The organism is Mixta mediterraneensis (assembly GCF_030283135.1).
Classification (GTDB): domain Bacteria; phylum Pseudomonadota; class Gammaproteobacteria; order Enterobacterales; family Enterobacteriaceae; genus Pantoea; species Pantoea mediterraneensis.
Window position 1 is genome coordinate 26685 of the sequence record NZ_JASUAZ010000037.1, and the last position, 10276, is coordinate 36960.

Consider the following 10276-nt stretch of genomic DNA (forward strand, 5'->3'; position numbering starts at 1 on the left):
CGTTAAGTAGGATTGCAGGTGATTCATATGACTATCAAAAATTACCCCTTGTCAGGCAATGCCAGAGCTAAACATACTGCTGATTTTCTCAACATCAGTTCAGTAACTCTCTGGCGCTGGACCAAAAATAAACCCGGTTTTCCCCAGGCGACTCGATTAACCGAGAGAGTAACAATTTACGATGCACAAGAAATTAGGCAGTGGGTTAAGGCTCAGTCAGCGGGAATAAAGGGAATATAATGAAAATCTTAACTAAGTTGGGGAGAAAAAATTCTCCCCCATCAATTAATCAATTCTTTGGATCGATGCCACGATTTAGTAGCTCTTTACGCAAAATTCGCTTGATCCAAGATGCAAGAGCTGAATCTCCATCTTTGCGCATTTCTTCTTCAAGCTGTTGGCGGAACTCATCTGTAAGACGCATCTGGAAAGGAGGAGAACGTTTTTCTTTTGGTGTTGACATGGTGATGACCAAACCCTATATTAACCTACATGGTAATTACCATTATAAACATCAAAGCTACAAAAAAACAATGCCCGAACTGTGCTGGAACACAAATCGGGCATCTGACCAATCCGCTGTATGAGGAAACGAAGATGGCTAAACAGAAGTGTACCTGGTTATTTGCGGCGATCAACCGCAGTCAACGCAATGCCCGTCCTGTGATGTTAAGGATCACCGCAGATAACGAGCGGTCAGCGCGGCGCAGACTTGCCCCGGACTATGTGCTGAGCTTTGCCGGCCGCATTCCCTGTGGAGGTGAACATGCGTAATTATCCGCAACCCGGCGAACGCTGGCAGCATGAACGTGGCTGGACCGTCACAATCATCCGATTAATTGAAGCGTCTCCCTCCGTGGCGCTGGTTAACCCTGAATTCAGCTGTGAAGTGCTGATACGTCATGACAGCGACAACCAGCTTTCTTCCTGCCCTCTTGCATGGTTTGAACAGCGGTATACGCGCCTGTTTGATGCTCCGCTCTTTAAACCTTCGCCAGCTCCGGCAGGCGGTAGTGGCTCCGGCCCGCTAACGCTGCATCCGTCTGTGGTATTTAGCCGCTGGCGGGAGCGCAGCATACGGCGTTCTGCTGAACCTGACGACAGTCACTATTCAAAGTTTCTCTGACAAAACACTGCTGAAAACGGAGTAATCCATGATGAATATTTCAAACGGGCACAACGGTGCTCAGGGCCACACTTTGCCTGAAAAACACAATACCGGTGCTTTTGCCTATGGATTGTCAGAGGACGGTTTCGGAAAGCTGACCCGCGCAAGAAATGCCTGCGACCTGCTCCAGCTTCTCTTTTCTGAATACCCGTCTCAGGTCGGAGCGCTCGATACAGGCTGTGCGCCGGGCGTCGCCGCGCTGATGGAGTACCTGCGGGCAGATTTGACGGATATGGCGCACAGCTGCGCACTGATTGAAGGAGGTGCCAGATGAACCAGCCGCAGGTTTCCATTTTCCCGGCAGAAATGACCACCGCGCTGTACCGGCGGGCGATTGCTTCGGCATGGCGGCAGAAAACGCTGAACGAAACCGGCAGCGATCAGTATGGTCCGCACAGCCTGACGGTTGAGCGTATTGAAATGGCCATTGCGCTGCATATCGAATGCGCACTGATTAATGAGTACGGCGAAGCACAGGGAGCCGCTGCCGCGCTGGCACTGCTGACTGACATGCTGGAGCCGTCACTGCTGACCGCGCCGCCGGTACTGACCGTGCGCGGCTGTGAAGTGATGGCGGAGCTGTACCGCACGCTTCCGGCGGCCTTTGATGACTTCTGCAGCACGGGTGTGGCGCTGTATCAGGGGGAAGTATGACAACACAGAAGGTTACGCAGATTTCAGCCGCCGCGCGGGGGAAATGGCCCGTTATTCTGCAGATGCTGCGTATTGATGTACCTGAAAACGGCAGGCACGGACCCTGCCCGAAATGTGGGGGCAAGGATCGTTTTCGCCTTGATGACCTTGACGGGCGCGGGACGTGGATTTGCAGCCAGTGCGGCAATGGTGACGGTCTGGATCTGGTTAAGCTCATGACCGGTTACGGCGTCAGAAAGGCCGCGCAGGAGGTGGCGCAGGTGCTTAATGTGCCGGATGTGCAGGAACTGCCCGTTAAGCCCGCCAGGCAAAAAGCCCCTAAACGCGACATGAGCCTTACCGTGGCGGCGCTGATGAAAGAGAGCCACACGGGAGAAAGCCCCTATCTGACCGGAAAAGGGTTTGCCGGATACCCGGCCTCCCTGACCGGGAGCGTGCAGCATATCAGCGGTAAGGATTTTCCTGCCGGTTCCCTGCTGTTACCACTCACAACCAACGCCGGAGCCGTGACCGGTGCGCAGCTTATCGCCCCGACGGGTGAAAAAAGCATACTGCCCGGCAGCACGATGAAAGGCGCGTTTGTGGCGCTCAGCCCGTTACCGTCTGAACCGCCAGTACAGGTGGTGATTACCGAAGGTTACGCCACGGCGCTGACGGTAAGTCAGCTCACCGCCGGGTACGTAGTGGCTGCCATATCTGCGGGCAACCTGCCCAACGTCGCACAGGCGCTGCGGGCACGCTGGCCTGAGGTAAAAATTATCATCGCCGGTGATAACGATTTTCAGGACGGGGGCGAGAATCCCGGCAGATCCTTTGCTGAACGTGCGGCAAAAGCCGTTGGCGGCTGGATGACGCTGCCACCGGGAGAGATTAAGGCCGACTGGAATGACTTCCATCGTGAGCACGGTATAACCCGTGCCCGTGAAGCCTTTCGTAACGGTCTGGTGCTGTGCGGGGAGGGCCGCACGCAGCTGCCGCACGGGTTCCGTCTTACCCAGGAATATCTCTGGTATGAAAAACAGGTACAGCGCAACGGTGAGACGGAGATCCAGAACGTCAAAATATGCAACCCGCTGCGCGTGACGGCAATCACCTGCGATGCCGATGGCGGTAACTTCGGACGACTGCTGGAGTGGGAAGATACGTGGGGTGAGCGCCGCCGCTGGGCGATGCCGATGGAAATGCTGAGCGGCAGCGGTGAGGAGCTGCGCCGGGTGCTGCTGGTTAACGGGCTGTCCTATATCAGCACCACCGGTGAGGCCCGCGCCCGCCTGATGGAATATATCTCGCTGTGTAAACCGGAACGCCGCGTGACCTGCGTCAGCCGTACCGGGTGGCATGGTCAGGTTTACGTCCTGCAGGATGAGGTCAGCGGTGAAGGTGCGGAAAGTGTCATTCTCCAGACCACTTCCGTGCAGGGGCGTGATTTCCGCGTGTCGGGCACAACGGAGGAATGGCGGGAGCACGTATCCCGCTACTGCACCGGCAACTCCCGCGTAGCGTTTGCCGTCAGTCTGGCTTTTGCTGCCCCCCTGTTACGGCTGGTTGGTATGGACGGCGGCGGCTACCACCTCAAGGGGGAATCGACGGACGGTAAGACCACCACCATGAAAGCGGCAACCTCCGTCTGCGGCGGGCCTGACTACTGGCAGACGTGGCGGGCAACCGGCAACGCGCTGGAGGGATGCGCCAGCCGCCGCAACGATGCCGCCATGATGCTCGATGAGATCCGGGAGGTGGACGGACGCGAGGCTGGCAATATCGCCTACATGCTGGCAAACGGTCAGGGCAAGGGCCGTGCCGGTACGGACGGTGAGCTGCGCACCCGTAAGCAGTGGCGGCTGCTGTTCTTTTCAACCGGCGAGCTGTCACTGACTGAACATGCGGCAAAAGCCGGGGAGCGTACCTTTGCCGGGATGGAAGTCAGGATGATCCAGATCCCCAGCGATTCCGGGAAGTTTGGCGTATTTGAGGAGCTGCACGGCTTCGACAGCGGCAAAGCTCTGGCGGAACATCTGGAGTGGGCCACGTCCAGCTACTACGGTTCGCCGTTCAGGGAGTGGCTGAAAGCCCTGACCGCTGACCTTAACGGGCTGACGGCACAGGCAAAGTCACTGATGAAGGAATATACCGCCGCCCTGACCCCGAAAGATGCGGGCAATCAGGTGGGCCGGGCTGTGAACCGCTTTGCACTGGTGGCGATGGCGGGCGAGCTGGCAACCCGGCTGGGTATCACCGGCTGGCCTGAGGGTGAAGCGCTGCGGGCAACCCGCGTCTGCCTGAACGCATGGCTGAAAGATCGCGGGCACACCGCCAATCAGGAAGATATTGCCGCACTGGAGCAGGTACGCAGCTTCTTTACCGCGAATCAGTACAGCCGCTTTGCTGACTGGCACGACGAGCGTAACCGCCCCGGCAATATGGTGGGCTGGCGCAGGGTGGAGAAAGGCAGTACCGCGCAGGGCACGGAAGCCGTCACCACGTTCTACGTCATGCCGTCCGGCTGGAAAGAAATCTGCCGGGGATTTGACCCGCGCAAGGTGGCACGTCTGTGCGCGGATCGTGGATATCTGCTGCCCTCCACCGATGGCAAGCTGCAGACAAACATTCGCCCGCCAGAGATGAATCCCCGCAGGCTCTATGTCTTCAACAGCGAGGTTCCGGGTTAAGGCTTTGCGTGAGTTTTATTTATTAAGGGTAACAAGTGTAACAGGTGGAACAACCGTGTTTTACAAGGGCTGAAACTGTTCCACCTTCTGAAATAGTGAGGTGGAACAGGTGGAACGCCAGCCCGATCCGCTGTTCCACCTTGTTACCCGTGATGTTCCACCTGTGCTGTACCTGTAAATGCATTACAAAACAAGGCCGTAACACCTGTTCCACCTGTTCCACCGCATCGGGGACATAAAGCAGGCTGAAGCAGAGGCATTTTTATCTGGCTGGCTTTCATAGCCACGTCTGAATAACCGCAAACGCCCGTTGTGCCAGCTACCACACACTGAGCACCGATAGTGCGCTTGTGTCAGCCACGACACAATTGACGTAACGAACCAACCCGACAGGAGAAGTCATGAACAACACTGCAGAGAATAACAACCTTTCCACTTTTCCGGCTGTCACGCAGCGGGCGCTGGAAACCCTGAACACAGCCAGAAGCGCATGGCTTGAAGCACGTCGTCGGCAGAAAGCGTCAGCGGATAATATTGCAACTATCCGCCAGCGCCGGGCTGAAATGGAAGCCACGACGAACGCACTGAATGAGGAGTGGCGCACGCTGTTTCGTGAAAGTCAGGGCGTTGTCTCAAAGGAAATGAAAAAGCTGCGCACGGAAATTGCGCTGGGACGCGAAACGCTTGAGGATTTTGACGAACTGCTGGCGGCTCAGGAATGCGAAAATGCACTTTTGCCGCAGGAGGCTGCGGAATTAGCCGGAAAGTATATCCACGCGCACGACACCCTTGTGAGTATTCGCGCAAAACAAATCTGGGAAGATTTTATGCAGGCGCATGGTAAGGCGCTAATCCAGACGCTGAGCCTGCTCAAATCCACAATGGGCCGGGAAGCCAGCGCAGTTGTCGGTGTGGTGCATTCAGTTAATGATCCGGACACACTGCTGAAAGAGTTTATTCACAAACATATCACCAAACCGGCTCTTACTAACGCTGCGATGCCGGAACAGGACCCTGTGTTTAAACTGGCGGGCGTTGCGCCGGATTATGCGGCCCGTCTGGATTTCAGTAATCAACCCTCTCCGGCAGCCATTCATAAAATGAAGGTTCGTCAGGAACGGGCTGAGAAGGAGAAATCAGTATGACGACCCGAGCCACTCCCGCCCAGGCGCTTACCATTTTTCGAAATGCCCGTATTCTGTGGGCCGGACATAGTGAGAGCCGAAAAGCCGTTGAACAACAGATAGAATCTCTCCTCACTGCCACGGAAAAACCAGCAGATTATGCCCGACAGCTCCAATTACAGCGGGAACGTCTGGATGTGCTGAAATGGCAAATTAACTGTGCTGCGCGTGAGTGTATTTACTCGCAGCATTTACTGATGGAAGCCTGCACAGAAGACGCTCTCAGCAATTTTATGCAGGCGAACGGAGCGGCTCTGACATCTGCGCTGGCTCCGTTTCTTAAGGGGCGCGGAGGGCTGGAAGTTGCGTCCCGTATGTTACGCAGTGCCCTGGCTCACCAGCTGGCAATCACCCCGCCTGAAATTGCCGGGGATTATCGTGAGATTCTGGATGAATCTGGTGTGATGCCAGACCCCCTGATGAGCCGTGATTGTCAGCGTTCTTATACCCCGGCACAACATCTTCGCTTTCAGCAACGCCTGAATGACATTAACGATATACAGGAGTGATATTAATGGCACTTAAATGTCCCGAATGCGGCACGGTTGCACATGCCAGAACCGCCGCCTATGAAGCGCCGTCGGTTAAACGCTCATGGTATCAGTGTCAGAATCTGGAATGTTCCTGCACGTTTACGGCACTGGAGAGTGTGGATACGATAATTATGAAGCCCCGGCGCAATGAACAGGAATCAGACAAGGCACAAATGCCGGAAAAACAACAGCAAACGCTCAATCGCTATGGCTCCGCGTCAAAGCTGTCAAGCCGTCAGCAAATCCCGGTCTGATTAACAAAAAACGCCCACATAATCCCGGTCCAGTACCGGGATTTTTTACGCCTTTTCCCTGGCGGGCCTGAGGGCGCATGAGTGCATGTCTATGGCGCATGAAAACGCATGAGTCTCATGCACCATTTTTGACGTAAAAGCCCTTGTGTGGCGGCTTCTGAGGCGATTTACGGGGTGCATGAAAACCAGTCTGTTAAGCGAAGCGGGCAGGCGGGCGGGGCTGCGCGCGCTGAGGGGGGAAAGTACGTTATCTGGCTGGTTGTCCGCCGCTGCAGTTGTATGGTCAGCGGAACAATACCCCAACCCCGAATGGTTGTGCTGAACACGATACACTGCCAGCACATTGACAGCCATTGAGGATCGTATTATGAGCGAAACTGTTACCGCTAAAAATGAAACCACCGTTGTTCTGGATACGCCAGTTAAACGTGGTGACACAGCCATTACTGAAATCGTGTTGCGTAAACCACAGTCCGGGGCGCTGAGAGGCCTCCGCCTGCACGCGATTATGGAGATGGACGTTACCGCGATGATGACGGTGATCCCGCGTATCTCGACTCCGGCGCTGACCCAGCAAGAGATGGCGGAGCTGGACCCTGCCGATCTTTCAGCGCTGGCGCTGGAGGTTGTGGCTTTTTTGCTGCCGAAATCGGTGTTGTCGGGTTCCCTGCCAGCCTGACGGTTGATGATTTGGTGGCCGATATTGCCACCATCTTTCACTGGTCGCCGTCCATCACTGACGTCATGCCGCTGACTGAGGTTCTGGAATGGCGGCATAAAGCGATCGTGAGAAGCGGAGTCAGCGATGAGTAATAATAACCTGCGTCTGCAGGTCGTTCTGGGGGCGGTGGATAAAATGACCCGCCCCTTCAAAAATGCCCAGGCTGGCTCTAAAGAGCTGGCTTCTGCAATTCGACAAACCCGTGAGCAGATTAAAAATCTGACTGACGCCGGTGCCCGTCTGCAGTCCTTTGATAATCTCACCCAAAGTCTCAGCCGGACCAGCGCAGAACTGGACCAGACGAGGCTGCGGGCGCAGATGTTAACGCGCGAAATGTCGTCACTGGAGTCACCAACCAAAAAGCAAACACAGGCGCTTGAAGCGCAGTGGCGTGCTGTATCGACTCTGGAGCAAAAGCAGCAGCAGGAAACCCGGCAGATGGCGGCAGCCAGAGCCGAACTCTACCGGCTGGGGCTGTCTGCAGGCGGCGGAGCGCGGGAAACCTCGCGTATCACCCGCGAAACTGAGCGATACAACCGGCAACTGGCAGAGCAGGAGCGCCGCCTGCGGGCAGCAGGAGAACGCCAGCAAAAGCTGAATGCGATCCGGGCAAGAGCAGATAAAACCTATGATCTGAGGAATAAACTTGCCGGAAATGGAGCCGGTGCTGTGGCTGCGGGCATGGCAACAGGTATGACGTTGCTTGCGCCGGTGAAAGCCTATTCTGAATCTGAAAATGCCGCTAATCAGCTCGCCGGTTCAATGATGGGGCCGGGTGGAAAGGTCGCACCTGAATTTGAGAAAATTAACCAGCTGGCGGTAGCGCTTGGAGACAGGCTGCCGGGAACCACTGCAGATTTCCAGAACATGATGACAATGCTGCGTCGTCAGGGTATGTCAGCACAGGTCATTCTTGGCGGGCTGGGGGAATCGGCGGCTTATCTGGGGGTGCAGTTGCAGATGGCTCCCACTGCTGCGGCTGAGTTTGCCGCAAAACTGCAGGATGCAACACAGACCTCAGAAAAAGACATGATGAGCCTGATGGATCTGATCCAGAAGGGTTTTTATGCCGGTGTTGACTCCGGGAATATGCTGCAGGGATTTTCTAATATCAGCAGCGCCATGAGCATTATTAATCAAAAGGGTATTGAAGCAGCTAAAACTTTTGCTCCGTTGCTGGTGATGGCTGATCAGAGTGGGATGGCTGGTGAGTCCGCAGGTAATGCTTACCGAAAAATTTTCCAGGCAGCGCTGGATTCAAAAAATATTAAGTCAGTCAACGACGATCTGAAAGGCACCGGCATCAACTTCAATTTTTCCAATGGTAAAGGTGGATTCGGCGGGCTGGAAAATATGTACGCCCAGCTGGAAAAGCTTAATAAGCTCAACGATGAAACCCGGATGGCAACGATTAAGGATCTGTTCGGTAATGATGCGGAAGTCATGAAAGTCCTTAACACCATGATTGAAAAAGGTATTAATGGCTATCGTGAAACTGCCGCCAAACTTGAAAATCAGGCTTCACTGCGGGAACGCGTCGATGCCTCCCTGAATACCCTGGGCAATAAATGGGAAGCCGCTACCGGCTCCTTCACCAATGCTATGGCAAGCATTGGTGAAACAGTTGCCCCGGCATTAAAGAAACTGGCTGACTGGCTGGGGGAGCTGGCGTCACGTCTGGATGGTTTTGTCAAGCGACACCCGCAACTGACTTCTGCGCTGTTTAAACTGGCGGCAGGATTTGCGGTTGTTGCCACTGGTGCAGGGGTTGCCTCGCTTGCACTGGCTTCTGTGCTGGGGCCGATGGCAGTTGTGCGAATGAGTGCAGGCGTGCTGGGGCTGAAATTTTCATCTGCATTTGGCCTTATTGGTAATGCAGTCAGAGCAGTGGGCAGCTCCGTGTTATGGCTGGGCCGTTTGATGTTTGCAAACCCTATACTGGCGGTCATTGGGCTGATCGCCGCTGGTGCTGTTTATATCTGGCGGAACTGGGATACGCTGGGACCAAAGTTTAAAGCCATGTGGGATGCCGTATGTAATGCCACAGGTGCGGCATGGGACTGGATCAAAGAAAAGGCCAGCACTGCGTGGGAAGGAATTAAATCGCTGTTCTTTAATTATACCCTGCCGGGATTAATCGCTAAAAATTGGGATGCAATAAAATCTGGCGTTACTGAGGCATGGGCCGGTATCAGGCAATCAATCAGCGATAAATGGAATTCGATCCTGGCTGATGTTGCCGCGCTTCCTGCTAAATTTCAGGACATGGGCAGCGCCATTATTGACAGTATTCTCAATGGAATTAATGCCAGATGGGAGGCACTCAAAAACAAACTTTCCTCCGTCACCGATTATCTGCCCGACTGGATGACGGGAAACAATAAAATAACGGGTAAAGCGCAATTACAGGTGTCTGGCAGTGCGCCTGCTTCGGTTCCGTTCGCCGGGATGTATGACAGTGGAGGCGTTATTCCTCGCGGTCAGTTTGGCATTGTGGGAGAGAACGGGCCTGAGATAGTGAACGGTCCGGCAAAAGTAACCAGCCGGAGACGTACTGCTGAGCTGGCACAGCTCGCAGCGTCGATGAACCCGGCTAATATCCTGAAAAATAATACTGGTTTTTCAGGTGGTGGGTTGCCTGCGCGTCAGATGCTTCTGGCTACAGTCGTCGCTGGCGTTATGGGTGTCGCATCTGTGCCTGCAGAAGCAAAGCCAATGCATCCGTACAGTCTGCCAAAATCGGAGTATAAAAAGCCGCCATCGCCTCCGGTTGTTGCACCTGTCCAGAGTTCTTCTATAGGGAAAGTCGAGATTCATATTCATCAATTACCAGGCCAAAGCTCCGCAGACCTTGCTGATGAAGTGATGAAACGCATTGAAGCGAAACAGCGGCAACTGGCATCCCGCGCCCGAAGCAACTACAGCGATCAGGGAGGATACGATTTATAACAGAATGCGTGTATACACGGGCAAGCCAGCATGAACGCTGGCTTTGTTCGTGTTTTTATCACATTTGGTATACCTAAAATACATTCAGGGTTATACCCCCTCAAGTCAGGATTGACGCTGGTTTGCGAGCAGCATTGTATAATG

Annotated in this window: 12 protein-coding genes and 1 pseudogene; 12 read left to right on the forward strand and 1 reads right to left on the reverse strand. The window is 54.6% G+C overall.

From position 1 onward, the window contains the following. Positions 1 to 27: 27 nt before the first annotated feature. Positions 28 to 240, forward strand: coding sequence for a helix-turn-helix transcriptional regulator (locus QRY16_RS17050; RefSeq protein WP_000153152.1), 213 nt, complete (start codon positions 28 to 30; stop codon positions 238 to 240). A gap of 49 nt (positions 241 to 289) precedes the next feature. Here the strand turns inward: QRY16_RS17050 and QRY16_RS17055 are convergent, their stop codons facing one another. Next, positions 290 to 463 carry a hypothetical protein gene (locus QRY16_RS17055; protein ID WP_162837907.1) on the reverse strand — a complete coding sequence of 58 codons (174 nt, stop codon included), beginning with the start codon at positions 461 to 463 and terminating at the stop codon, positions 290 to 292. Positions 464 to 597: 134 nt separating this feature from the next. Here QRY16_RS17055 and QRY16_RS17060 point away from each other — a divergent pair, with 134 nt between their 5' ends. From QRY16_RS17060 to QRY16_RS17110, 11 genes and pseudogenes are all read left to right on the forward strand, one after another. Next, positions 598 to 774, forward strand: a complete 177-nt coding sequence (locus QRY16_RS17060; protein WP_001118612.1) for a host cell division inhibitor Icd-like protein — start codon at positions 598 to 600, stop codon at positions 772 to 774. Continuing rightward, entirely contained in the window at positions 767 to 1126 is a 360-nt protein-coding gene (locus QRY16_RS17065; RefSeq protein ID WP_289777441.1) for a hypothetical protein, read from the forward strand. The genes QRY16_RS17060 and QRY16_RS17065 overlap by 8 nt, the downstream gene beginning before the upstream one ends. A 31-nt stretch (positions 1127 to 1157) precedes the next feature. Beyond that, positions 1158 to 1442 (forward strand): hypothetical protein, encoded by a 285-nt coding sequence (locus tag QRY16_RS17070; RefSeq protein WP_289777445.1) that lies wholly within the window; start codon positions 1158 to 1160, stop codon positions 1440 to 1442. Further along, positions 1439 to 1822, forward strand: a complete 384-nt coding sequence (locus tag QRY16_RS17075; RefSeq protein WP_001075583.1) for a DUF5375 family protein — start codon at positions 1439 to 1441, stop codon at positions 1820 to 1822. The genes QRY16_RS17070 and QRY16_RS17075 overlap by 4 nt, the downstream gene beginning before the upstream one ends. Next, on the forward strand, positions 1819 to 4491 hold the full coding sequence (locus tag QRY16_RS17080) for a TOPRIM and DUF927 domain-containing protein (RefSeq protein ID WP_289777442.1): 2673 nt from the start codon (positions 1819 to 1821) through the stop codon (positions 4489 to 4491). Before QRY16_RS17075 ends, QRY16_RS17080 begins: the two co-directional genes overlap by 4 nt. A 401-nt stretch (positions 4492 to 4892) precedes the next feature. After that, complete coding sequence (locus QRY16_RS17085) at positions 4893 to 5636, forward strand: phage polarity suppression protein (protein WP_289777443.1); 744 nt, start codon at positions 4893 to 4895, stop codon at positions 5634 to 5636. Then, on the forward strand, positions 5633 to 6184 hold the full coding sequence (locus QRY16_RS17090) for a phage polarity suppression protein (protein ID WP_181562274.1): 552 nt from the start codon (positions 5633 to 5635) through the stop codon (positions 6182 to 6184). The genes QRY16_RS17085 and QRY16_RS17090 overlap by 4 nt, the downstream gene beginning before the upstream one ends. A 5-nt stretch (positions 6185 to 6189) precedes the next feature. Then, the gene (locus tag QRY16_RS17095; RefSeq protein WP_118929376.1) at positions 6190 to 6462 is read left to right on the forward strand and encodes an ogr/Delta-like zinc finger family protein; all 273 of its coding nucleotides are present in this window, start codon (positions 6190 to 6192) and stop codon (positions 6460 to 6462) included. 367 nt (positions 6463 to 6829) lie between these two features. Further along, on the forward strand, positions 6830 to 7141 hold the full coding sequence (locus tag QRY16_RS17100; protein WP_045330926.1) for a phage tail assembly protein: 312 nt from the start codon (positions 6830 to 6832) through the stop codon (positions 7139 to 7141). Between the two features lie 14 nt (positions 7142 to 7155). Next, positions 7156 to 7275 (forward strand): GpE family phage tail protein, encoded by a 120-nt coding sequence (locus QRY16_RS17105; protein WP_048994105.1) that lies wholly within the window; start codon positions 7156 to 7158, stop codon positions 7273 to 7275. Continuing rightward, positions 7268 to 9934, forward strand: a pseudogene (locus QRY16_RS17110) (phage tail tape measure protein); the annotation flags it as partial. The gene QRY16_RS17105 and the pseudogene QRY16_RS17110, both read left to right, overlap by 8 nt. Positions 9935 to 10276: the final 342 nt, after the last annotated feature.

What these genes read in the sequence shown, in the direction of transcription:
- QRY16_RS17055 (WP_162837907.1), bottom strand. Translation starts at nt 463, where the DNA reads ATGTCAACACCAAAAGAAAAACGTTCTCCTCCTTTCCAGATGCGTCTT.
- QRY16_RS17085 (WP_289777443.1), top strand. Translation starts at nt 4,893, where the DNA reads ATGAACAACACTGCAGAGAATAACAACCTTTCCACTTTTCCGGCTGTC.
- QRY16_RS17080 (WP_289777442.1), top strand. Translation starts at nt 1,819, where the DNA reads ATGACAACACAGAAGGTTACGCAGATTTCAGCCGCCGCGCGGGGGAAA.
- QRY16_RS17060 (WP_001118612.1), top strand. Translation starts at nt 598, where the DNA reads ATGGCTAAACAGAAGTGTACCTGGTTATTTGCGGCGATCAACCGCAGT.
- QRY16_RS17050 (WP_000153152.1), top strand. Translation starts at nt 28, where the DNA reads ATGACTATCAAAAATTACCCCTTGTCAGGCAATGCCAGAGCTAAACAT.
- QRY16_RS17075 (WP_001075583.1), top strand. Translation starts at nt 1,439, where the DNA reads ATGAACCAGCCGCAGGTTTCCATTTTCCCGGCAGAAATGACCACCGCG.
- QRY16_RS17090 (WP_181562274.1), top strand. Translation starts at nt 5,633, where the DNA reads ATGACGACCCGAGCCACTCCCGCCCAGGCGCTTACCATTTTTCGAAAT.
- QRY16_RS17095 (WP_118929376.1), top strand. Translation starts at nt 6,190, where the DNA reads ATGGCACTTAAATGTCCCGAATGCGGCACGGTTGCACATGCCAGAACC.
- QRY16_RS17065 (WP_289777441.1), top strand. Translation starts at nt 767, where the DNA reads ATGCGTAATTATCCGCAACCCGGCGAACGCTGGCAGCATGAACGTGGC.
- QRY16_RS17070 (WP_289777445.1), top strand. Translation starts at nt 1,158, where the DNA reads ATGAATATTTCAAACGGGCACAACGGTGCTCAGGGCCACACTTTGCCT.
- QRY16_RS17100 (WP_045330926.1), top strand. Translation starts at nt 6,830, where the DNA reads ATGAGCGAAACTGTTACCGCTAAAAATGAAACCACCGTTGTTCTGGAT.